Genomic DNA, 22896 nt, shown 5'->3' on the forward strand with positions numbered 1-22896 from the left:
GCATGGGAGCGCCCGCGTCCGTAGGATGCGCCGTTCTCGCCTCCGATGCTGGACCGCGTCCCAGGTTCTGGCGCTGTTGGTCACCTGGACGGGCATGCTTTTCGTCGCCCCACACCTGGCCGCGAGCGCAGGCGTCCGGCAGCTGGCGCTCTTCGCCCACCTGGCCGCGCTGGTGCTCGGCTTCGGCGCGGTGCTGACCCTGGACTGGTTCGCTCTGATGTGGCTGCTGCGCCGCCGAAGCCTGGCTACCGTCGTGCAGGTCGCGCGCGGCGTTCACGCGCCGATCTGGCTCGGCCTGGGCGGACTGGCGCTCAGCGGCGTGGTCCTGGCGCCCGACACGTCCGCGCCCCTCACCATGGTGAAACTCGTCGCGGTGCTGGTCGTGGCGATCAACGGTCTTTTCGGGCCGCAGGTGCAGCAGCGGTTGGCGGAGGTGGACATCGAGCCCCCGTCGTGGAGGCTGCTGCTGGCGGCAACCCTGGTCATGGCGATCTCGCAGGCCGGATGGTGGACCGCCACCGCCGTCGGGTTTCTCAATGCTCAACAGTGAGGCGGACCTGAAGCTCGTGTCGGTGCGGGTGGCACGGGCGGATTATCGTCGCCGAGGTGAGCAGCGACGAGAAGCAGCGGCGGGTCTGGGACCGGCAGGCCCGGGACTACGACCGGCAGATGAGCTTCCTCGAACGCCGTTTCCTGCGCGACACCCGGGCCTGGGTCGGCGGGCAGGCCAGCAGGTGTTGGGTGACAGGTTCGGCTAGACGATGTCTGTGCTAGCGCAACGGCGTGGATCGAGGGTGCGATCAAGCTAGGCCTAGCGGCGCGCGAAGAGGAGGGCCCCGGGAGTGCTCTGGTCCGGATAGAGCAGCATCTGAGCCTCGACCGTGAATCCGGCATCGCGCAGCCAGGCTGCCACCTGGCCAGGCTGGCGACGGTGGACGTAGACCTTCATCGGGTGGCCACCGTAGCCCTGTGTCTTCAGCCGCGAGACGTCGCCGACATGAAAGCCGAGTAGCAGCAGTCCGCCCGGACGTAGCGCCCGCCTGAAGTGGCCGAAAACCGTGGAGACCGCCTCATCGGGCACGTGGACCAGCGACCAGAAGGCGAGCAGGCCGGCAACCGAGGCGTCGGCGATGTCCAGGTCCGTCATCGAGCCCACCTCGAATCGCAGGCCGGGGTGGTCACGCCGAGCCACGTCGACCATTGCAGGTGAAAGATCGATGCCAAACGCATCGACGCCCAACTTGCTGAGGTGGGCGGTCACGTGCCCTGGCCCGCAGCCAACGTCTGCCACCGGCCCGCCACCGGCGTCGTGGACCATCTCGGCGAACAGCGCAAGACTTCCTCGTAGGTAGGGCTCGACAGCGACAGCGTCGCGCATTTGGCCGGCGTAGCTGACCGCGACTGTGTCAAAGGAAGTACGGGTGTCAGCCAACCAGCTTTGATCGCTCATCCCGGACAGGGTAGTGACTCGTCGGACTGTCACGGCCTTAAGGACCGCAACCGATGCCTCCGGCGGGGATCTTCGACAGCGATGGGCTTTGAGGCAGGGGAGCGGTACGTGGCAGACGAGGTGTTCGTCAGCGATCTTTCCGGCCACTTCTGGGCAACGCTGGAACACCGGCCTGAACTCGATCGATGGCGCTTCGAGATCCTCGACTATCAGAGCAACGTCCTGCTCAGTGGCTTGGCTTGTAGCGAGCGGCAGGCCGCAGCCATCGTCCAGGCATGGGACCAGGTGATCGCAACGTCACCCGACGAAGAGGACCCCAGCATGGATTGGGTCGATGACTCGGAATGACGGGTGGCCTGCGATGGCTACGGAAGTTGGTCCTCATCACCGAGGGTCAGCATGAAAGGCGATCCGGGGTGATCCGGCTGCCACCCAAGGTCGAGCGCGTGTCGTATGGCGCTGGCGACCGCCGAAGGCAGCACCGGAGACGACGGAGCGTTCATCCAGTTGCCCGGATGACGCGACGCCAGCTGGACGACGAGAGTGGCGCGGCCAGGCGGCTCCGTCCGCTCAGCAGCAAAGCTCAGCGGCGACCAGGTCAAGCCCTGGCTGTACGTCGGCTTCCGGCGGACGATCCAGCGATAGCCCTTGCCATCGACAACGATCGGCCTACCGCCTCGCTTGTTGAGCGCCACCGAGCCTCCCAACATGCCGCAGCAGCCTTTCGCGGCCCTACAGCCATTCGTACAGCCAACACTGTCGACCAAGGCCGACGCGATCCGACAGCGGCAGACGCCTTGAGCAGGGGCAGGTTGCCGCGACCAGCCATCCCTGATCTTCTTCTAATCTTCAGGCCGCTCCGGGCCGCTGGCGCCGACGCTTGACAGATGGCAATGAGACTCGTCCGGTAGGGCGCTCCACCTTGTCCCCGTCCGGGGAGGCTGGACGGTCGGAGACTGCCCGACGAGGAGATCCGCCAGGAAACGCCGATGACGCCTTTACCCCTGCTGTCGGTGGTTGCCGGCAGACCCCCCGCCGTGAGTTATGACCTGGCTGTGTGCTGTGTGGGAGGGCGCGCAGCCCGGGAACGATGCCTTGTCTCAGGGGTTCAAGGCCTTTTGGCGCCTAGCGGGCCAGCTATGCCGAGGAGTTCGCCCAGGCCGTGACGAATAGCGTAGTTGCCGCCGCCGCCACCAATCCGCCCATGACCACCGCCACACAAGCCCGCTTGGGCGCCTGCCGCGGATCCGCGGCCGCAGCGGCGAGAAGAATAAGCGCGGTCGGAACGTGGACGAACGACAGGAACCAGAAGCCCAGGACCGCCAGGACCAGTATCAGCACCGCGCTTGCCAAGCAGGCGTTCCGAAACGGCCGACGATGCACAGCGAGCAAGGGCATTGCCGCAATCAGGACCGGAAGCCACCACGCCAGCCACCATGCCGGGCCATTGCCCTGCACCACGGTCAGGTAGCCCGCCACGAGGGTGGAGGCCAGCAACCCCGCCCCTACCAAGGTGCGGGGCCATACGTGCACCGCTTCCGCCGCTGGGTCTTGCCTGCTCACAGAAGTCACTGCGTCCTCCGACGTCGCCCACCCGGGGGAGAGAGTTGGCCGATCAGCATGACAGATCCGGGTGGTGGCCGCGTCCCGCCTACGCCCGGGCGTAGATCTTCCCTGCCCGATATCCCGACGTCGCGGCGGCAGCCCGGAGCCGATCAACTGCTCGAAGCGCGGGGATACCGACAACATGCTGTGGGCCAGTAGCCGCTGACCTGAGCGGTCACCAGCGAGCAGTAGCGGCTGGCAAGGAGGCTTCCGCAGCTAGGCGTTTCAGGCATTTAGGAACGGCTGAGCGCTCTCTTCGAAACGGACCCGGAATTGGTGAAGCCGTGGTCGTGCGGCCCACTGAGCCAGTCGAAGTCGTACGCGACAGGCTTTTCAGCACGCTCACGAATGCGAAAGTCCTGCCCGTCGACCGTCATCATGATCGGATCCTCCTCGGTATAGCGTCGGAAAGCAGCCCACCATGCCATTAGCGTGCCATTAGCCGGGGCGAGTTGGGGCCAACCGGGGTCACGAGAGACCCGCGAGACCACGCTGCCATGCCCATAGACAGGCGAACATCGGCAATTCCCAAGCTGCCAGTCTCTGACCCCAGCCTGACCCCAGCACGACGCCAACAGCCGCCACCGGATGAACGACGGCCACGAGCCAGCGGGGAGGCGAGGCGGTGATTGCGGATGCGGGATGCTCCTACGGATCAGATGTCGTAGGCGTGCCGCTCTCACTCCTTATCCAGTCCTCAAAAGGTCGAGCCGGTCATCCCGGGGTGTCGTGACAGCTGTCCCATTGCCCTCGGGACGCCGGGAACTGGGAGCTGGGGTCGACCGATGAGGACGAGGGCAGCACCCGTGGATGGCGGCATCCGGCCACTCGGTCAGCACGGCGAGTCCGTTTTGGAGACCGGGGAGGAGGCCCGGGTGGCCGTTCGGCCACCACGACTGGCGGCTCTCTGACAAGGGCGCGACTGGCACGCAGCGCCACGCCTAGCTTTTGAGGTCTTGATTGTTACTACTGTGGGGGGGCCACCGTGAACAGAGCGCACGTCGTCACAGGCGGCACCGGCTTCGTCGGGCTGGCGCTCATCCTCGAGTTGCTGCAGCGTACCGACGACGACGTCGTGTGCCTGGTGCGGTCCGGTGCGCAGGACCCGGACACGCGGCTGCGGAGCCTCTTGATCAGCGCGGCGGGCGCCTACGGCCGGCGCGTCGACATCGGCGAGCGGGTGCGTACCGTCGCCGGTGACGTCAGCCGGCCGGACTGCGGCCTGGTCGAGCCGATCCGTGGCCCGATCGCGGACTTCTGGCACAGCGCGGCATCGCTGCGCTACGAGGAGTCCGCCGTGGCGGAAATCTTCACCACCAACGTCGACGGCACCCGGCACGCACTCGACCTCGCCGACCGGCTCGGCGCCGCCGCCTTCAACTACGTCAGCACGGCGTATGTCACGGGCACCCGCGACGGTGTGATCACGGAGCGGCTCATCGCGCCCGACGGCAGCAACAACGCGTACGAGCGCAGCAAGGCGGCGGCCGAAGCGCTGGTGCACGCCCACACCGGCACGGCCACGCGCATTCTGCGGCCCAGCATCGTGGTCGGCCACAGCCGCACCCGGGCGGTCGTCGGCAGCTACACCGGGATGTACGGGTTTCAGCGCCGGCTCGCCGCGTTCGCGCAGAACCTCTCGGTACGCGCGCCGGAGCGGCTGCGCCGGCCCGTGCGGGTGCTGGTCGATCCGGGCACGCCGCTGAACTTCGTCCCCGTTGACGCCGTGGTCGAGCAGATGGTGGGCATCGCCGCCTCGGGAAGCCCGGAACGCATCTTCCACCTCACCAACTCCACCCCGCCGGCCGCCGGGGACGTGCTGCGTCGGATCTTCGCGCTGGCCGGGCTGCCGGAACCGGAGTACGTCACCGACCGGTCCCAGCTCGACGACACCGACCGGGCGTTCGCGAAGGGTATCGAGTTCTACCGGTCGTACCTGGTCGGCGAGAAGCTCTTCGACCGGGTCAACAGCGACCAGGCGCTGGGCCGGCCCGACGCCGGGACGATGCTGTTCCCCGACGACGAGATCGTCGCCTACGGCCGCTGGTACCTCGACAACGTCCAGCGTCAGCGGCAGCAGGCCCCGCTGGGCCCGTCCCCGGCCGCGCAGTCCGCCGCGCAGTTCGCCGCGCCGGTCGGGGCGCCGCTCGCGGCGCCCGAGCCGGCCGGTCCGACCCGGATCGTCCTGCTCGGCGGCGGCTACACGTCGGTGTGGACGTACAAATCGCTGCGGCGGCGGCTGGGCCGGCAGGTGCGCCGGGGCGACGTGGAGATCGTCTTTGTGGACCCACTCGGCTACCACTCGTTCCATGGCTTCACCGCCGAGGTGCTCGGCGGCATCATCGCCGAGGGGCACGAGCGGAGCCCGCTGCGGACCACCTGCCCCTTGGCGCAGTTGGTCCGGGGCACCGCGCAGCACGTCGACCTGGCCCGTCGCGAGGTCACCGTAGCGTTGGTCGGCACCGGCGGGGAGACCCTGACTCTGCGCTACGACCATCTCGTCATCGGCTGCGGCAGCCACGACGACCTGGCCCGCGTTCCGGGGCTGGCCGAGCACGGCTGGTCGCTGAAGGACCCGGGCGGGTCCGCCGCCGTACGGGAGCGGCTGTTGACGCAGGTGGAGTTGGCCGAGGCGAGCCCGGACGAGCAGACCCGCCGCGAGTTGCTCACGGTGGTCGTCGTCGGGGGCGGGTTCACCGGCGTGGAGATGTCGGCCACGGTCGCCGAGATTCTCCGCAGCCTGCGCCCCCGCTACCGGGTGCTGCGCGAGATCGAGCCGCAGGTGCATCTCGTGCACGGCGGCCACGAGTTGCTGCCGCAGTTGCGTCCCCGGTTCGCCCGGCTGGCCCGGTACGCGCAACGCCAGCTCACGAGGGCGGGCGTACGACTGCATCTGCGGACCCGGGTGGTGCGGGTCGACGGGGACGGCGCGTACCTCGATGACGGCTCGGTGCTCGCCAGCGGCCTGGTCGTGTCGACGTTGGGCCAGGCGGTGGCCGCACTGCCCGGCACGGAGCGGCTGGAGTCGCGCGACGGCCGCCTGGTCACCGACGAGTACCTGCGGGTACGCGGGGCGGGCAGCCGAGTCTGGTCCGGTGGTGACCAAGCCCGCGTGCTGCATCCGGTCAAAGGAGAACCCTGCCCCGCCAACGCGCTCTGGGCCATCAAGCACGGGGTGTGGATCGGCGGGAACATCGCGGCGACGCTACGACGCAGGGCGCCGCGCCGGTTCACCTACCGCGGTCTCGGACAGGCGGCGAGCCTGGGGGTCGGCAAGGGCGCCGTCGAGCTGTACGGGGTGCAGGTCACCGGCTGGCTGGGCTGGCTGATGCGGGCCGGGTTCTTCCTCTGGTTCATGCCCTCCCGGCGGCAGGCCGTACGCAGCCTCGTCGACCTGCTCGGCGCGCCCCTGCTGGGCCGGCGTCTCACCGCGCTGGCGACATCCGGCCAGCCGGTCCTGCACCGCGGCCCGGACCGGTCCGAGGCGCTGAACCAGCCGTCCCGTCCGCTCGGTCAACGTGATCAGCAACCGCGTCGCCAGCCCGAACGGGACAGGAACGAGCAGGTTCCCCGGCTGGGCAGCACGAGCACAGTGCCCAACCCGTGAGCCTCGGGGACTGACAGCAGTCGAGTGATCAGGGGGACCTGCCATCGGATGCGGTCGTCGAGCCAAACAGGGCCCAATCGGCGACATGGCAGCCAGCGTCACCCGATGACCTTGGCCCCTCGCATTGGCGCACCATCCGGCGGATGTGCGGCCGGGGCCTCCCCGAACGCCTGGCGCAGGTGCAGAGCGACCTCCTCTTGGGCCTGCGCGGCCTTGTCCAGCACCGCGGCAAGGCCGAAGAAGTCGTGCATCACTCCCTGGTAACGGACCGACGTGGCCCGCACGCCGGCGGCCTCCAAGCGCGCGCACCACTCGTCGCCCTGGCTCTGCAGCACGTCGCGGTCGGTGGTGACGATCAGTGTCGGCGGCAGACCGGCGAGGGCCTGCGCGGGCAGCGGGAGCAGATCGACCCTGGGGTCTTTCAGGCTGTCGGTCACGCCACGGAAGGCGTGCATCATCATCCAGGACAGCAGTGGACGGTTCAGCGGCCGGGCGTCTGCGGCGTCCCGCATGGACGCGCCGTACTGGTCGGTGGTGGTCAGCGGGCAGACGAGCACCTGCGCCACGGGCAGTGGCTCACCTGCCTGCTTGAGCTGACCGCAGGTCGAGGCCGCCATGTTCGCCCCGACGCCCTCGCCGCCGATGGCGATGCGTGACGGGTCGCCGCCGAGCCCGGTGACGTTGGTCCGGAGCCACCGGTAGGTGGCCAGCACGTCCTCGTGGGCGGCCGGGAACACGTGCTCGGGAGCCTTGCGATACTCCGGCGACACCACGATCGCGCCCGTCCGGTTGACCAGGGCACGGCAGGACGCGTCATAGTCGTCGTTCGTGAACAGGATCCAACCGCCACCGTGCACCCACATCACGACGGGCACCGGATGGGAGGTCTGGCCGAGCGGCTTGTAGACGCGTACGACCAGATCACCACCCGGGCCGGGCACGGTGACATCCGCTGCCGATCCGACCTCCTCGGGGTCCGTCGGCCGCCCGTCCTGCCGCAGGATCTTCATCGCCGCGTCGGCGAGGCTCGGCTGCTGGCGGGCCTGCTCGAGGGTGAGGAGCTCGTACGGGGCCAGTACCAGTCGGGACCAGGTGTCGAGGATCCGCTGCGCCTGGGTGTCGAGCAGGCAGGAGGCGTCGGTGGACAGGACGTTGCTGCGGCCGGATACCCGGTCGCGTACCTCGTCCATGAGCCCGGCGGCCACGTGCATGAGCCTGCGACGGCGTCCGTTCGGCGGGACGCTGGGATGCGAGCGGGCCGGGACCGACCGCTTGGCGGCGAGGTACCGCTCGCCGAGCCGACCCATCTCCTCCGCGCCCACCGCCCGACGCAGCGCCGGCAGGAACTCCCCTTCCTCCTTCTCGATGTGGTGCCGGACACCGCCGATCAGCTTGTTCAGCGCCCGCTCGAATGCGTGGCTGCCGGGATCCGCATGGTCAAGCAGGACGAGCAGCGTCTTGAGGGCCTGGTGCTCGTCCCGCCCCTCCTCGGCGTCCGCGGCGGCGCCGATCTCGGCCAGCGCCGGATACAACACCTCCTCCTCGGCCTCGGCGTGCAGGGCGCGGCCGTAACTCAACTGGTCGACCAGCATGCGCCGGTCACCGCGTCCGGCCTCGAGGTGCTCGAAGAGGCGGTTCGCCACCACGTGCTCGTCGGCGATCAGGCGGTCGAGGTCGCCCGGCAAGGTCGCGTACGGCAGCGTCATCGGACACCTCCTCCTCCACACTTACCGCAACCGGCACCGCCTTCGCGGCATAACCTGGCATGTCGACAAGCCGCATCGTCAGCCCCCGAGCGGCTGTCGCCAGGGATGTTCGGTCAACGCAGATCGGACTCGTAACTGCTCGCCGAGGGTGGGGAGCTGGCCGACCGGTCCCGGTTCACCGGCATCCTTGCCGACCGGCTGGCTCGCCCGCTGTGAGGCCGGCACCGTGACGGTGATCGGTTAGGCACGAGAAGTGGGGCGGCGTCAGCTGGACGCCGCCCCCGCAGATCTCCTGCGTGTCGTCCGCCCCGGCAGGGGCGAGCGTCACGTGCCGGCCGGCACGGCGGCGGGCCGGACCGAGAGGTCGAGTTCGCCGCCGACGACGTCGACCTCGATGGTGTCGCCCGGATTCGCCCCGTCCTCGAGCAGCAGGGTGGACAGCCGGTCTTCCAGCTCGCGCTGGATGCTGCGCCGCAGTGGCCGCGCCCCGTACTCGGGCTGGTAGCCCCGGTTGGCAAGCCACTGCACGGCGTCCGGGCTGACCTCAAGGTTGATGTCCTGTGCGTGCAACCGGCGGCGGGTGCGGTCCAACAGCAGGCCGGTGATCTCGAGGAGTTGCTCCCGGTCCAGGCCGGTGAAGATTATGATCTCGTCGATCCGGTTGAGGAACTCCGGCCGGAACCGCTGCCCCAGCAGCCCCATCAGTTCCTCGCGCAGGTCGCTGACCGGACGCCCTGCCGTCTGGGCGGCCAGAATGCGGTCCGCGCCGATGTTGCTCGTCATGATCAGGATGGTGTTGCTGAAGTCGACCGTGCGACCCTGCGAGTCGGTGAGGCGCCCGTCGTCGAGCACCTGCAGCAGGGTGTTGAACACATCCGCGTGCGCCTTCTCCACCTCGTCGAAGAGCAGCACCGAGTACGGCCGGCGCCGGACCGCCTCGGTGAGCTGGCCGGCCTCCTCGTACCCGACGTAGCCCGGGGGCGCCCCGACCAGCCGGCTGACCGTGTGCCGTTCCTGGAACTCGCTCATGTCGAAGCGGATCATGGTGGACTCGTCGCCGAAGAGCGCCGCGGCGAGGGCCCGGGCCAGTTCGGTCTTGCCAACGCCGGTGGGTCCGAGGAAGAGGAACGACCCATCGGGTCGCTGGGGGTCACTCAGCCCGGAACGCGATCGGCGTACGGCGGCCGACACGGCCCGTACGGCCTCCTGCTGGCCGACCACGCGCTCGTGCAGTTGCTCCTCGATGCGCCTCAGCCTCTGCTTCTCCACCTCCGTCAGCTGGGTGACGGGAACACCGGTACGGCGGCTGACCACCTCGGCGATGTCGCTCATGTGCACCTCGGGCACCGGGGGCATGCCCTCCTGCGCCGCCGCCAGGTCCCGCTCGGCCGCACTGATCTCGGCTTTCAGCGCACCCGCGCGATGGTAGTCCTCGTTCGCCACCGCGCTGTCCTTCTCCCGGCGCAACTGGGACAGCCGCTTCTCGATCTCCTTCTTGTCCGGAGCCGGGGTGCGGGAACGCAGCCGGACCCGCGCCCCCGCCTGGTCGAGCAGGTCGATCGCCTTGTCCGGCAGGAACCGGTCGGTGATGTAGCGGTGGGACAGCTCGGCCGCGGCGTCCAGGGCTTCGTCCGTGTAGCGCACCTGATGGTGCGCCTCGTAGCGGTCGCGTACGCCCTTGAGGATCGCGACGGTGTCCTCCACGCTCGGCTCCGACACCAGGATCGGCTGGAACCGACGCTCCAGCGCCGGGTCCTTCTCGATGTAGCGACGGTACTCGTTCAGCGTCGTCGCGCCGACCACGTGCAGTTCGCCGCGGGCCAGGGCGGGCTTGAGCATGTTGCTGGCATCCATCGCCCCCTCGCCGCCGCCGCCCGCGCCGACAACGGTGTGTAGTTCGTCGATGAAGAGAATCAGCCCGTCCTCGGCGGCCGTCACCTCCTGGATCACGTTCTTCAGTCGCTCTTCGAACTCACCGCGGTACTTGGCGCCCGCCACCATCCCGGACAGGTCGAGTGCGACCACACGCCGGTTGGCCAGGGTTTCGGGCACGTCGTCGTTGACGATGCGCTGCGCGATGCCCTCGACGATCGCCGTCTTGCCGACGCCCGGCTCGCCGGTGAGCACCGGATTGTTCTTCGTACGCCGGGAGAGCACCTCGATCGTGTCGTCGATCTCGTCGTCACGCCCGACGACCGGATCGAGCCGCCCGGCCCGGGCGTCCTCGGTGAGGTCCCGCCCGTACTGGTCCAGGGTGGGGGTGGTGCTGGCCCCGCGCCCGTCGGCGCCGCCCGCCGGCCGCACGGGCCCGGTGACGGCCCCGCCGAGCGCGCGCAACGCCCGGCCCGCGGTCGTCTCCGGGTTCGCGGCGATGCCGAGCAGGATGTGTTCGGGGCCGATGTACGTCGCGCCGGACCGTCGCGACTCGCGGTGCGCGTCGAGCAGGGCGCGCTTCGCCGCTGGCGCGAGCGGAGGCGTGTCCTCGCGTGGCCTGCCCTTGGAGACGGCCGCCTCTATCTGGCGGGCCAGGTCGTCGGGGTCGGCGCCGCTCGCGTCGAGGATCCGGCGGGTGGGGTCGGACTGGGCGGCGGCCCACAGCAGGTGCTCGACGTTGAGGTACGGGCTGCCCCACGCCGCAGCCTGCTCGGCTGCCCGTTGCAGCAGCTGCCGCGATTCGGTGGAGAGCAGCCGGGACAGGTCCACGCGCTCCACCGGACGTCCCGCGAACGGGTCTCCGCCGAAGAACCGACTGATCAGGTCATCCAAGGAGCCGCCGGGGATGCGGAACGCGTCGAGCGACATCTCATACCTTCCTGTCGGTGGGGTGGGTCCTCGGCACGGGCCCACCCGAACGCTACGCACCTTTCGCCCGTCAAGGCGGCTTTTGTGGGTTTGCGGGGAGGTCAGGGTTTGTACTCGCTGCGGGTGCGGGGGAGCCACTGCGGGTGGTTGTCGCGGATGTAGCGGATCAGGCCCTCGCGGAGGTCACAGCGGAGGTCCCAGGCGCTGGCCCCGTCGGCGGCGGTGGCCTGCACCTCGATCACGACGCTCGCTGCGGTGGCGTCGACCATCTGCAGTACCCACCGGCTCCGGTCCCACAGCGGTGAGGACTCGACCAGCCGTTGCGCCTCCGTGCGCAGGTCCTCCAGGTCGGCGGTGTGGTCCACGTGGATCTGGACCTTCCCGACCACCCGCGCCTCGTGCCGGGACCAGTTCTGGAACGGGCGCTCGGTGAAGTACATCGTCGGCAGGATGAGCATCCGGTCGTCCCACAGCCGGACGACCACGTTGGTCAGCTTGACCTCTTCGACCCGGCCCCACTCACCCTCGATGACCACCACGTCGCCGACGTGCAGACCGTCCGAGAAGGCGACCTGAATACCGGCGAACGCGTTGCCCAGCGCGGTCCGGGCGGACAGGCCGATGAGCGCGCCGACGACGCCGGCCGAGCCCAGGACGGAGATCCCGAACGCGCGGATGGGCGGGAAGGTGGTCATGATCAGGCCGATGGCCACGATCGTGACCACTACCGCGGTGAAGCGCCGGACGGGGCGGATCTGGGTGCGGGCCCGCCGGATCCGGCGGTCCGCGACCAACTGCGCCGGCAGCCGGCTGAAGGTGACGCCCTCGGCGACGTGCAACGCCTTGATCACCAGCCAGGCGACGACGCCGATGAGCAACAGCCCGGTGACGTGTCGGACGTCGCCGAGCCATCCGGTCGACCTCGGCGGCAGGGCGAGGTACAGCCCGGTGAGGAACAGCACGGCGGCCGTCGGACGGCGGCAGGCATTCCGCAGTGGTCCCAGGACCCACTGGTAGCGACCGTGGTCGGCGCGACGGACGAGCCTGCGCGTGCCGATGTCCAGCAGCACGGCCACCACCAGCGTGGCCAGCATGATCAACGCCGCGCGCATCAGGCGGCGACCGCCGTGGTCTCGACCGTCATCCCGCTGCGCTCCTCGCCCACGTCATGACGTACAGAGGACGGGTTACCGCCTGACCCTATGCACACCGGGAGTACACGGAGTATTTCCTGCCAAGAACACCTCTTCCGGGTGGCACTCATAGCCGCCGGCGCCGCGGTGAACACCAGACCGAGGGCGTTGTCGCGCAGGTACTTCCTCACCGGTGCACCACCCCAGGGCCGAGAGGTAGACGAGGCCGGCGGCGAGCACCCGCCAGCCGCCGGGAAGGAGGCGAGGAAGGCGGTGTCGCCGCCGAGCCGAACCTGCGCCCACTGCCCGTACACGCGGCTGTCCGACATCGACCCCGGTCTGGGCAGGCCCTCGACCAGGATCGCCTGCGCACACGGCTTGTCGGCGGACTGCTCAAGCTCCGCCACGGTGCCCGGAGCCAACAGGACGCAGGCCGCAGTCCCGTCCTTCGCGGCGACGGCCTCGGCCAAGCTGCTGGGCGGTCAGACAACCCGATCACCAGCTGCGCTCACCCGGGATGACGACGTTCCGGACGCGGCCTGCCTGCACAGCATCCCCGCACCGGAAGCCGACGTTATCTCCTGTCGGCAACGGGAAACGACAGCACGACGCACACCGAACTCCACTGCAGTGGATCAACGGGAGGACTTCGTGGCCACCAACCACCGGCTGGCCGACCGCTCGCAGAATCGGCCGCTGCGGATCGCAATGGTGCTCCCGCCGTGGCTCCCGGTGCCCCCACCGGGCTACGGCGGGGTGGAGCACCTGGTGGCCGGCCTCGTGGACGCGCTGGTCGATCGTGGTCACCAGGTGACCCTGTTCGGGGCCGGGCCGCAGCACGGCACGGCCGCCGACTTCGTCTCGACGGTGCCCGAACTGCAGTACGAGCGGCTCGGCGAGACGCTGCCCGAGGTGGCCCACACAGCCCGGGTCGCCCACCTGATCAGCGCCGCCGACTTCGACGTCATCCACGACCACACCACCATCGGCCCGATGGTCGCCGGCCGACGCGCCGTGCCCACCGTGGCGACCGTGCACGGCAGCCCGGTAGGCGAGTACGGCGCCGTGCTCAGCCTCACCGACCAGGGCGTCGCCCTGGTCGCCATCTCGCACGCCCAGCGCCGACTGAACCCGCAGCTGCCCTGGGCCGGCGCCGTGCACAACGCGTTGGACCTCGCCGGCATCCCCCGCAAGACGGCGCCCGGCCGGGGGCCCGTGCTCTGGCTGGCCCGGTTCAGCCCTGACAAGGGAGCGGACGTTGCCATCCGGGCGTGCCGGGCCGCCGGCCTGCCGCTGATGCTGGTTGGCAAGTGCAATGAGCCGATCGAACGCCGCTACTACGACGAGGTCATCCGGCCGCTGCTCGACGAGGACGTCACGGTGGTGTTCAACGCCGACCGGGAGGCCGTGCTGCAGCTGTTGGTCGACGCCCGCTGCCTGATCATGCCCATCCAGTGGGATGAGCCCTTCGGCATGGTCATGCTGGAGGCCATGGCGACCGGCACCCCGGTGGTCGCGCTCAACCGCGGCGCCGTCCCGGAACTCGTCCGACCCGGCCTGACCGGCCTGGTCTGCGAGGCAGACGAGGAACTGCCGGCGGCGCTGCACGAGGCGAACAGCCTCGACCCGGCGGCCTGCGTCGCCCACGTGGCGGAGAACTTCTCCACGCAGCGGATGGCTCGCGGCTACGAGACGATCTACCAGCGCGCTGCCGCGAATGTCTAGGACTGCTTGAGCAAATCCCTCCAGCCGACCAACCGGATCAACTGGGAGCTCGATACGAGGTCGGACTCGCCACGATCAAACTCCACACGTTGCTGTGGATGTCGTACCGGCCCGGCCCTGATCGCGCTGCTCGGCACCCGGGTATGCGCGTCTGGCATCGCGCATCTAGCCCCACCCTCGCTTCGCATGTGAGAGTGATTTCGACCGATATGACGCCCTTGTCGGCCTGGTGTGCCTAGGCTCGGTGAGTCATCCGCCTCAGCTCAGAGCGGGGTAAACCATGCCGAAGCGGTCAACTGCCGAGCCTGGCCAGGACCGCCAGCCGGCGATCCTGGCGCCGGCCCAATTCGGCGGCTTTCCCGGCCCGGTGCGGCGGCCATGGCCCGGCGCCACACTGGTCAAGCTGATCGCCACCACCGACGCCAAGCAGATCGGCCTGCTTTACCTGACCACGTCCTTCTTCTTCTTCATCGCCGCCGGCCTCGAGGCGTTGCTCATGCGCGCGGAGCTGGCCCGCCCGGGTCTTCAGTTCCTGTCGCAGGAGCAGTACAACCAGCTGTTCACCTCGCATGGCACGATCATGATGTTCCTGTTCGCCACCCCGCTGGCGTTCGCCTTCGGCAACTACCTGGTGCCGTTGCAGATCGGCGCGCCCGACGTGGCGTTCCCCCGACTGAACGCTCTGGCCTACTGGCTCTACCTGTTCGGCGGGTTGATGGTGCTGGGCTCCTTCATCGCCCCCGAGGGCGCAGCCGACTTCGGCTGGACGGCCTATCCGCCGCTGAGCCAACAGCAACACACGCCCGGCGTCGGGGGGAACGTCTGGGTCGTCGGCCTGGTGCTGTCGGGTGTCGGCACCATCCTGGGGTCGGTCAACCTGATCACCACGACCCTGACCCTGCGCGCCCCCGGCATGACGATGTGGCGGATGCCCCTGTTCACCTGGGCGATGTTCATCACCGCGCTGATGGCGGTCGTCGTCTTCCCGCTGCTGTCGGCCACCCTGCTCGGGCTGCTGTCCGACCGTCTCCTCGACAGCCACGTCTACGACGCCGGCCACGGTGGGCCAATTATCTACCAGCATCTGTTCTGGTATTTCGGCCATCCGGAGGTCTACATCGTCGCCCTGCCGTTCTTCGGGATCATCAGTGAGGTCATTCCGGTCTTCTCCCGCAAACCGTTGTTCGGTTACAAGGGCATGGTCCTCGCCCTGTGGGTGATCTTCTTCTACTCGCTCAACGTCTGGGCCCACCACATGTTCGCCACCGGCCAGGTCCTGCTGCCGTTCTTCTCCGCCACCACCTTCATCATCGCCGTGCCGACCGGGGTGAAGTTCTTCAACTGGATCGGCACCATGTGGAAGGGGCAGATCACCTTCGAGACGCCGATGCTGTTCGCCGTCGGCTTCCTGGTGACGTTCCTGTTCGGCGGCCTCACCGGAGTGCTGCTGGCCAGCCCGCCCATCGACTTCCACACCCACGACACCTACTTCGTCGTCGGGCACTTCCACTACGTGCTCTTCGGCACCATCGTCTTCGCCGCCTTCTCCGGCGTGTACTTCTGGTTCCCGAAGATGACCGGGCGGCTGCTCGACGAACGGCTCGGCAAGGCGCACTTCTGGACCATGTTCATCGGGTTCCACACCACGTTCCTGGTGCACCACTGGCTGGGTAACGAGGGCATGCCCCGCCGGTACGCCGACTACCTGCCCCAGGACGGCTTCACGACCCTGCACACCGTCTCGACAGTCGGGTCCTTCATCCTCGGCGCGTCGACCCTGTTCTTCCTCTACAACATCTGGCAGTCCTGGCGGTTCGGGGCCACGGTCACTGTTGACGACCCCTGGGGGTACGGCAACTCCCTGGAATGGGCCACGACCTGCCCACCCCCGCTGCGCAACTTCGACCGTATGCCCCGGATCCGCTCTGAGCGCCCCGCCTTCGACGCCAAGTATGGGCCGCTCGTCGCCGACCTCGGCCGGGACCTGCCGCAACGCGCCGCCAAGCCACCCCAGCAGATCAAGGACGAAATGCACCGCGAGAAGCGCGTACCCGAGTCGCCCGCTGTCGACGGCGCGCTGGGGGCCCGCGAGGCGGTGGCACACCACCCGGCGCCGCAGTCCGGTGCCCGCCCCGTCGACGTACCGGCACCCGAGGAGGTGCGCCGGCCCAGCTTTGAGCAGACGAGAGAAGCGGACCAGGACCCGCTCGACGCCGAGCGACTCGACCTGAGCCCGGACCGGTGGCGCCGCCCCGGGCAGGAAGACAGCGAGAACGAAGAGCGGTGAACCACCGGGCGGTTCAGCGCAGCAGGACCGGTCCGGCGTCGATGCGGGTGCGGAACAGGGCGTACGGCTTGCGCCGCAGGTCCTGTCCCCGCTGGTACTTCGGCTGCCGGTGCAGCTGGTTGGCGGTGACGTAGAGGTGCCCGTCTGTGGCGACGGACATTGTGTCCGGCCAGAGCAGGCAGGGATCGTGCACGACGGTCTCGTACTCTCCGTCCGGCCGGCGGCGCAGCACGGCGTTGTTCTCGTACGAGGTCAGGTAGAACCGGCCGGCGTCGTCGGTTTCCAAGCCGTCGGAGCCGCCGCCCTTGTCACCCTCGTCCGCCACCGTGGCGGCGACCAGGTCCTCGGTGAGGGCTCGGTCGGCGAGCGCGTCGGTGGCGACGCTGTACCAGCGGCGGGAGGCGAGGGGACAGTAGTGCAGCCGGGAGCCGTCGGCCGAGATGGCGATCCCGTCCGACCCCATCGACAGCGGCTTCGGCGGTCCGTCGGCCGGGCGTTCCAGGAACGGCCGTCCCTCGACCACCGGCCGGTAGGTGGACAGCGGCTCGGCCTTCGTGGACGGGTGGTCGTGCAGCCGCCGCCAGGATGCGCCGCTGGCCAGGTCGACCACGACGATCCCGTTCGGCCCGGAGTCCGAGGAGTCGGTGATGTAGGCGATCCCGGCGTCACCCCTGCGCAGGTCGAACCGCACGTCGTTGAGGTACGTCGAGGGCAGCGCGACGTCGGCAGGAAAGGTGATGACCTGGGCGACGGAGTTGCTGTCCAGGTCGACGCGGACCAGTTTGGGTCCGCCCGGCTTCGTGGGCCGGAACATCGGGCTGCCGGTGTCGAGCACCCAGAGCCGGTCGGCCGGGTCCACCACGATGCTCTGCACCGAGACGAACGCGCCGGCGTCGTCGTCCCGGGCGGGCTGGTTCCAGGCCTGGTCCGGGAACGGCACCTCGCGGCCGTCGCGCAGCTCGACCACCGTGGCGGGCACCTCGTCGCCCCACTTGGGGAAGTTCACGAAGACCCGGCCGGTGTGCGAGACGCTCACCCCGGTGGGCATGGGCCCGGTGAAGGTGTGCACGAGTTCGAGGGCGCCGACGGGTTCGTCGGCTAGGGGTCCGTTCATCCGCTGCTCCTGACTGTCGGCGCGACGCCTTCTTCCCGAAGCCCTGAGCGGCAAACGCCCTGGGTAGGCGCTGCCCGCCGCTGCCGACGACCAACATCTGCCGCTCCGACGGAAGGCGCTGAGTCAGCGTCGACGAGCCTCACCGGTTTGTCGGACGGCCCACCGGAAAGCAGGGGACGCTGTGTTCGGCGTGATGGCCGGCCTGCACGCGCCCGTCGGTGTCCTCGTCGCCCTGCACCACCGCGCCCGCACCCCGAGCGCCAGCCGTGCCAGCAGCGATACGACCCCGCGCACCGATCATCGGGCGGGTTCGAAGACGGCGCGTACGCAGCCGTCGAGCTTGTTCTTGAACATGTTGTATCCCTGTGGCGCCTCGTCGAGTGGCATGGTGTGTGTCGCGAGGTGTTCGGTGACCAGCTCGCCGCGTGCCATCCGTTCGAGCAACATGGGAATGTAGCGGTGTCCGTGCTGTTGGGCGCCACGCAGGGTGAGGCCCTTGTTCATCACCGCCCCGAGCGGGAACTTGTCGACAAGGTTGGCGTAGACGCCGAGCAGGAACACGCTTCCGCCCTTGCGGCAGTGGTAGATGGCCTCGCGGGCGGCGATCGGACGGTCCGATTCCAGGCGTAGCTGCTGTTTGACCTGGTCGTAGAGGTATTGCGGGCCGGTGCTGTGGGACTCCATCCCCACCGCCTCGATGCACACGTCAGGCCCGCGACCGCCGCTGCGTTCCAGCAGTTCAGCGCCGACGTCCTGGGTCTGGTAGTTGAGTGTCTCCACGCCCAGGTACTTCTCCGCCATCTGCAGCCGATTGGCGAAACGGTCGATGATGATCACCCGCTCCGCGCCGAGCAGGACGGCCGCGCGTGCGGCCATCTGGCCCACCCCGCCCGCGCCCCACACCGCGACCACGTCACCGGCCTTGACCCCACCGAGGTCCGCGCCCATCCAGCCGGTCGGGGCGGCATCGGAGGCGAAGAGAGCACGCTCGTCGCTCACCCCATCTGGGACGGTGAAGGCCCCCTGGTCGGCGTACGGAACGCGGATGTACTCGGCGTGGCTGCCCGCGAAGCCGCCGAGCGCGTGGGAGTAGCCGTAGCAGCCGCCGGGTGCGAAGCCCCAGACGTTCTCGGTGATCGCGGGGTTGGTGTTGCCGTTGTCGCACAAGGAGTACTGCTGCTGCTGGCAGTACCAGCAGCGGCCGCAGGAGACGAACGAGCAGACCACCACCCGGTCGCCCACCTTGTGCTTACGCACCTGCGGGCCGACCTCGACCACCTCGCCCAGGAACTCGTGCCCGAGGACGTCGCCCCGCTCCATGAACGGGATGTACCCACCCAGCAGGTGCAGGTCGGAGCCGCACGTCACCGTCTTGCGCACCCGGATGATGGCGTCCTGCTCGTTGCGCATCGTCGGGTCCGGAACCTCGCCCACCGACAGTTCGTTGACGCCTTGCCACAACAGTGCCTTCACAGTCGCCCCTCCCGGCGCCCCTGCCGCGTCGCCATCTGCAGCGGTTGGTTGACCACCGTCGGCTGGGTGGTGGGTGGAAAGTCGGGGTGCAGCACCTCGCCGGTCTCCAGCAACTGCTTCGCCTCCCGCAGCGCGGCGCGGATCGCCTGGTTGGGATCGCGACCCGCGAGTCGTCTGGCCCCCGCGGTCACCGGGGACTGAGCGCCGTCACGCAGCCGTACCGCCAGCTCGATGCCGCGGTCACCCGCGGCGCGGCGGATCCGCACGTCCACAGCGTCCCCGAGACCGGCCAGTGGCTCCGGAAGTGGCGAGTCCGGGGTCAGCTCGTCGCGGGCTGGGTTCACGGTCACCACGTGCCACCGCGGCTCGCGCCGCATCAACGGGGCCTGCTGCCAGGGCCCCTGACGGCCCGACGGAAGCAGGAACCTGCGGAGGGCCAGCCCTCCGATCGCGATGACCGCCGCCTTGACCAACGCCCTCATGTACGCCCCCGAGTCGACCCCACCCGTCGCCGCATCTGCCGGACCGACGGCACCGTCACCGGCAAACCCTGTCATATCGGTGCAATGTCACGCTGAGGAATCCCGCACCCGGTAAGGGCAGTGGTACGCCCGCCCCCGGATCGACCCCCACATCCCCGGAGTTATGCAGAGGATGTAGAGCGAATAGACAGTTGGCATCCCGCGCGGGACGCCGATCAGCTCTGCGGTTGTTGGCCCTGCGGTCCTACCAGCCGCGCCGTGACCTGCCTCAGTGGCTGGCTGTTGTTGACGACCTTCTTCATCCGTTGCCACGCCGTTCGGGCCGGAGATCCGCCCAGCACGCCGCCCAGACCCACGCCGCCGCCAGCCGCCGCCGCGCGGTTCTGAGCCAGTTGCTGGGTAGTCTGCCCGAGCTGTTGACCGACCTGCTGGGTGGCCTGCTGCAGCGTCTGCGACAGCGGCCCATTGGGCCCCAGCGCCTCCTGCGCCGTCTGCCCGACGTGGTCGAGCGTCCGCGCCAGCGGCCCCTGCGGCCCGAGCACCTGCTGAGCTGTCTGCCCGACCTGGTTCACGGCGGTGTCCACCGTCTTGACCAGCGACTCGATGATTTGAGGGTTGCGCTCGATGGTGTGGAGAGCGCTGTCGAGAATGCCGCGGAGTTCCTCGAGCCGAACCTCGAGCATCGCCTCGGCCTCAACGCCCTTGATATCGATCTTCACCGTGCCGAGGTGCGCCTGGACGCCCACGTCGAGCTGGAGCAGGCTACCCAGTCGGGCTCGCAGTGAGACGGACGCGTCCAGGTCGTCGACCTCGACGTAGATCTGTTCGACCTTGGCCTGCGGGATCTGGAGGACGACGTCCGGATCTGACATCGTCTTGCTGCTGTGCCCGCCAGCCGGCTGGGGAAGGTCGTGCTCACCGCGCTGCGGGGCGGCAGGGCTTTCGCCCGGCCGCTCGGCACCGGTTGGACCGCCGGCGGGGCCGACGTTCTGGCCCCGACCCGAGACTCCCGCGCCCTCCTCGGCGTCGCGCTGGCGATCGACCTGCTCGCGCGGTTGTGCGGGCGTCTCGCGTGCGCCCCTGCCCCGGCCCTCCGGTTCGGCCATCCCGCACTCCTCGGGTCTCACATAGCATGCGGACCGGATGGAGCCCAACATCGGTATGCGGCTCCGATCCTCGGCCCACCCCCTCGGACCGGGTCGCGGTCTACCCGTGTGCCGAAGCAGCAAACGGCTCAGCGGTGCGACCGAGGAGACGGCGGATCAGCTGCGCCTGAAAGCGAGGAGCAACGGGTAGCCCCACCGTGGGCGGCAGTCGGCTCCTGGTCCGCCGGCGTTCGCCGGCCGGTTGCAGTGACGATGGGCCGTCCGGACGCCCTGTGAGCCGCCCGGGCCTGCCGTGCAGTCTCCCGTCAGCGGGCGATTGGCGGGGTTCAGGTGGTCTGCGGCGGGTATGCCGGCCCCACTGTTTCGCGACCCCGGTTCGCCATGACCGGGACGCTCGGCAAGGTGGGATCGGATACGGAGACTACCCGCGACTCGACTGGCGGTCCGAGAGGCAGCGAATGCCAGGCAGGAAGAGGTGCAGCGGCGGGGGCGCGGGCTCGGCTGGATGAGTCTCGGTCTGGGCGTGGCACAGCTGGCGGCGCCGCATGCGGCGGCTCCTTGGTGTCACTGGCGCCGTCCTCGGGATCACGGTGCTGGATGTCCTGACCTCCGTTGCAAGCCACCGGCGGTACGGGGCGCACGCAGAGGAGGACCCATGGAGCTGACAGCCACGACAACCGTGCGCAAGCCCTCATCGGAGGTCTACGCGTTCTGGCGCGATCTGGGCAATCTCCCGACGTTCATGGCTCATCTCGAGGAGGTCCGCGCCACCGGTGACCGTACGAGCCATTGGTCCGCCAGCGCTCCGTTCGGCAAGAACGTCGAGTGGGACGCCGAGATCATCGACGAGGCGACCGGCGAGAAGATCGCGTGGCGGTCGACCGGGAACGCCGACGTGCCGAACGCCGGTACGGTTCGGTTCGTGCCCGCCCCGGACGGTGTGAGCACCGAGGTGCACGTCGTCCTGACCTACGACATCCCGGGCGGCGCCGTCGGCAAGGCGGTTGCCAGGTACTTCGGGGAGGAACCGCACCAGCAGCTCGACGACGATCTGCGCCGGCTCAAGCAGGTGCTGGAGACCGGCGAGGTGGTCCGGTCCGACGGCGCCCCGTGGGGCAAGCGGGCCCGCAAGGAGTTCCCGCAGCGTCCGGCGCAACCGCTGTCGGATTCCGACCTGGCGAAGGGAGCGGAAACGTGAGGGCGAACACCTGGGCGGGCCGCAACAAGGTCAAGGTCCGTGACGTACCGGACCCGAAGATCCTGAACAAGCGCGATGCCATCGTACGGATCACGTCCACCGCGATCTGCGGCTCGGACCTGCACCTGCTCGATGGGTATGTGCCCACGATGCAGGACGGCGACGTCATCGGCCACGAGTTCATGGGCGAGGTGATCGAGGTCGGCTCAGGAGTGCCCGCCGACAAGCTACGGGTCGGCGACCGGGTCGTCGTGCCGTTCCCGATCGCCTGCGGCGCGTGCGACGCGTGCGCCGCCGAGCTCTACTCCTGCTGTGAGAACTCCAACCCCAACGCCGGGATCGCGGAGAAGATGTTCGGTCATCCGGTCGCCGGGATCTTCGGCTATTCCCATCTGACGGGCGGCTTCGCCGGCGGTCAGGCGCAGTACGCGCGGGTGCCGTTCGCCGACGTCGGTCCGTTGAAGATCGAGTCCGATCTGACCGACGAGCAGGTGCTGTTCCTCTCCGACATCCTGCCCACCGGCTACATGGGTGCGGACTTGTGTGACATCCAGTCCACCGACGTGGTGGCGGTGTGGGGCGCCGGCCCGGTCGGCCAGTTCGCCATGGACAGCGCCCGGGTGCTCGGCGCCGCGAAGGTCATCGCCATCGACAAGGAGCCGTACCGGCTGCAGATGGCGGACCGGGCGGGCTACACGACGATCAATTTTGAGGAGGTGGACGTGCGGTCCCGGCTGCTGGAACTGACCGGTGGGCGCGGACCGGACAAGTGCATCGACGCGGTCGGCCAGGAGGCCAGCCACGGCAGTGCACACGTCCACGCCTACGACCGGCTCAAGCAGGCGGTCCGCTTGGAGAGCGAGCGCCCGCACGCGCTGCGGCAGGCGATCCTGTCGTGCCGCAGCGGTGGCATCGTGTCGGTGATCGGCGTGTACGGCGGTTTCCTGGACAAGTTCCCCTCCGGCGCGTGGATGAACCGAGCGCTGACCCTGCGTACCGGGCAATGCCACGTACAGCGCTACATGAAGCCGCTGTTGCAGCGCATCGAGCGCGGCGAGATCGATCCGACCCGGGTCATCACCCACACCCTGCCGCTCGACGAGGCGGAACGCGGCTTCGACATCTTCAAGAACAAGCAGGACCACTGCGAGAAGGTCGTCCTCAAACCCTGACGACCACCCGCATCCGGCGACCGCGGCGTGCACGGG

The 22896-nt window shown here is 69.2% G+C and carries 18 protein-coding genes; 8 read left to right on the forward strand and 10 right to left on the reverse strand.

The genetic code is table 11. The annotated features are described in order from the left end of the window. Nucleotides 1–94 precede the first annotated feature (94 nt). Together FXF50_RS00515 and FXF50_RS29105 are read left to right on the forward strand one after the other, a co-directional pair. Nucleotides 95–550 carry a hypothetical protein gene (locus FXF50_RS00515; RefSeq protein WP_148425211.1) on the forward strand — a complete coding sequence of 152 codons (456 nt, stop codon included), beginning with the start codon at nt 95–97 and terminating at the stop codon, nt 548–550. 56 nt (nt 551–606) lie between these two features. After that, entirely contained in the window at nt 607–774 is a 168-nt protein-coding gene (locus tag FXF50_RS29105) for a hypothetical protein (RefSeq protein ID WP_187399447.1), read from the forward strand. A gap of 37 nt (nt 775–811) precedes the next feature. Here FXF50_RS29105 and FXF50_RS00520 read toward each other — a convergent pair whose 3' ends face one another. Further along, nucleotides 812–1450, reverse strand: coding sequence for a class I SAM-dependent methyltransferase (locus tag FXF50_RS00520; protein WP_148425212.1), 639 nt, complete (start codon nt 1448–1450; stop codon nt 812–814). A 108-nt stretch (nt 1451–1558) separates the two neighbouring features. Between FXF50_RS00520 and FXF50_RS00525 the strand changes: the two genes are divergently transcribed. Continuing rightward, nucleotides 1559–1798, forward strand: a complete 240-nt coding sequence (locus FXF50_RS00525; RefSeq protein WP_148425213.1) for a hypothetical protein — start codon at nt 1559–1561, stop codon at nt 1796–1798. A gap of 17 nt (nt 1799–1815) precedes the next feature. Here the strand turns inward: FXF50_RS00525 and FXF50_RS00530 are convergent, their stop codons facing one another. Then, nucleotides 1816–2145, reverse strand: a complete 330-nt coding sequence (locus tag FXF50_RS00530) for a hypothetical protein (protein WP_148425214.1) — start codon at nt 2143–2145, stop codon at nt 1816–1818. 442 nt (nt 2146–2587) lie between these two features. Next, nucleotides 2588–2947, reverse strand: a complete 360-nt coding sequence (locus tag FXF50_RS00535) for a hypothetical protein (RefSeq protein ID WP_148425215.1) — start codon at nt 2945–2947, stop codon at nt 2588–2590. 1093 nt (nt 2948–4040) lie between these two features. Between FXF50_RS00535 and FXF50_RS00540 the strand changes: the two genes are divergently transcribed. Next, nucleotides 4041–6662 carry an SDR family oxidoreductase gene (locus FXF50_RS00540; protein ID WP_148425216.1) on the forward strand — a complete coding sequence of 874 codons (2622 nt, stop codon included), beginning with the start codon at nt 4041–4043 and terminating at the stop codon, nt 6660–6662. A gap of 98 nt (nt 6663–6760) precedes the next feature. Here FXF50_RS00540 and FXF50_RS00545 read toward each other — a convergent pair whose 3' ends face one another. From FXF50_RS00545 to FXF50_RS00555, 3 genes are all read right to left on the reverse strand, one after another. Beyond that, complete coding sequence (locus FXF50_RS00545; protein ID WP_148425217.1) at nt 6761–8368, reverse strand: alpha/beta hydrolase fold domain-containing protein; 1608 nt, start codon at nt 8366–8368, stop codon at nt 6761–6763. Nucleotides 8369–8692: 324 nt separating this feature from the next. After that, entirely contained in the window at nt 8693–11170 is a 2478-nt protein-coding gene (locus FXF50_RS00550) for an ATP-dependent Clp protease ATP-binding subunit (RefSeq protein ID WP_148425218.1), read from the reverse strand. A gap of 101 nt (nt 11171–11271) precedes the next feature. Then, nucleotides 11272–12282, reverse strand: coding sequence for a mechanosensitive ion channel family protein (locus tag FXF50_RS00555; protein WP_255509809.1), 1011 nt, complete (start codon nt 12280–12282; stop codon nt 11272–11274). Nucleotides 12283–13011: 729 nt separating this feature from the next. Here FXF50_RS00555 and FXF50_RS00565 point away from each other — a divergent pair. Together FXF50_RS00565 and ctaD are read left to right on the forward strand one after the other, a co-directional pair. Further along, nucleotides 13012–14028 (forward strand): glycosyltransferase family 4 protein, encoded by a 1017-nt coding sequence (locus FXF50_RS00565; RefSeq protein ID WP_148425666.1) that lies wholly within the window; start codon nt 13012–13014, stop codon nt 14026–14028. A gap of 280 nt (nt 14029–14308) precedes the next feature. Next, entirely contained in the window at nt 14309–16315 is a 2007-nt protein-coding gene (gene ctaD, locus FXF50_RS00570) for a cytochrome c oxidase subunit I (protein WP_148425219.1), read from the forward strand. Nucleotides 16316–16328: 13 nt separating this feature from the next. Here ctaD and FXF50_RS00575 read toward each other — a convergent pair whose 3' ends face one another. The 4 genes from FXF50_RS00575 to FXF50_RS00590 all read right to left on the reverse strand — a co-directional run bounded on the left by FXF50_RS00575 (nt 16329) and on the right by FXF50_RS00590 (nt 20490). Further along, nucleotides 16329–17429, reverse strand: a complete 1101-nt coding sequence (locus tag FXF50_RS00575) for an L-dopachrome tautomerase-related protein (protein ID WP_148425220.1) — start codon at nt 17427–17429, stop codon at nt 16329–16331. 297 nt (nt 17430–17726) lie between these two features. Continuing rightward, complete coding sequence (locus FXF50_RS00580; RefSeq protein WP_148425221.1) at nt 17727–18902, reverse strand: zinc-dependent alcohol dehydrogenase; 1176 nt, start codon at nt 18900–18902, stop codon at nt 17727–17729. Then, complete coding sequence (locus FXF50_RS00585; RefSeq protein WP_148425222.1) at nt 18899–19252, reverse strand: hypothetical protein; 354 nt, start codon at nt 19250–19252, stop codon at nt 18899–18901. The genes FXF50_RS00580 and FXF50_RS00585 overlap by 4 nt, the downstream gene beginning before the upstream one ends. A 347-nt stretch (nt 19253–19599) precedes the next feature. After that, on the reverse strand, nt 19600–20490 hold the full coding sequence (locus FXF50_RS00590; RefSeq protein WP_148425223.1) for a hypothetical protein: 891 nt from the start codon (nt 20488–20490) through the stop codon (nt 19600–19602). A 655-nt stretch (nt 20491–21145) separates the two neighbouring features. On the opposite strand from FXF50_RS00590, the gene FXF50_RS00595 reads away from it, so the two are divergent. After that, on the forward strand, nt 21146–21688 hold the full coding sequence (locus FXF50_RS00595) for an SRPBCC family protein (RefSeq protein WP_148425224.1): 543 nt from the start codon (nt 21146–21148) through the stop codon (nt 21686–21688). After that, nucleotides 21685–22860: a zinc-dependent alcohol dehydrogenase gene (locus tag FXF50_RS00600; protein ID WP_148425667.1), complete on the forward strand. Its 1176-nt coding sequence runs from the start codon at nt 21685–21687 to the stop codon at nt 22858–22860. The genes FXF50_RS00595 and FXF50_RS00600 overlap by 4 nt, the downstream gene beginning before the upstream one ends. The last annotated feature ends 36 nt before the right edge of the window (nt 22861–22896 follow it).

This window comes from Micromonospora sp. AP08 (assembly GCF_008085935.1).
GTDB lineage: Bacteria > Actinomycetota > Actinomycetes > Mycobacteriales > Micromonosporaceae > Micromonospora > Micromonospora chersina.

Coding starts and splice junctions, on each gene's coding strand:
- FXF50_RS00590 (WP_148425223.1), bottom strand. CDS start 20,490: ATGGCCGAACCGGAGGGCCGGGGCAGGGGCGCACGCGAGACGCCCGCA.
- FXF50_RS00520 (WP_148425212.1), bottom strand. CDS start 1,450: ATGAGCGATCAAAGCTGGTTGGCTGACACCCGTACTTCCTTTGACACA.
- FXF50_RS00550 (WP_148425218.1), bottom strand. CDS start 11,170: ATGTCGCTCGACGCGTTCCGCATCCCCGGCGGCTCCTTGGATGACCTG.
- FXF50_RS00575 (WP_148425220.1), bottom strand. CDS start 17,429: ATGAACGGACCCCTAGCCGACGAACCCGTCGGCGCCCTCGAACTCGTG.
- ctaD (WP_148425219.1), top strand. CDS start 14,309: ATGCCGAAGCGGTCAACTGCCGAGCCTGGCCAGGACCGCCAGCCGGCG.
- FXF50_RS00565 (WP_148425666.1), top strand. CDS start 13,012: ATGGTGCTCCCGCCGTGGCTCCCGGTGCCCCCACCGGGCTACGGCGGG.
- FXF50_RS00555 (WP_255509809.1), bottom strand. CDS start 12,282: ATGCGCGCGGCGTTGATCATGCTGGCCACGCTGGTGGTGGCCGTGCTG.
- FXF50_RS00595 (WP_148425224.1), top strand. CDS start 21,146: ATGGAGCTGACAGCCACGACAACCGTGCGCAAGCCCTCATCGGAGGTC.
- FXF50_RS00515 (WP_148425211.1), top strand. CDS start 95: ATGCTTTTCGTCGCCCCACACCTGGCCGCGAGCGCAGGCGTCCGGCAG.
- FXF50_RS00545 (WP_148425217.1), bottom strand. CDS start 8,368: ATGACGCTGCCGTACGCGACCTTGCCGGGCGACCTCGACCGCCTGATC.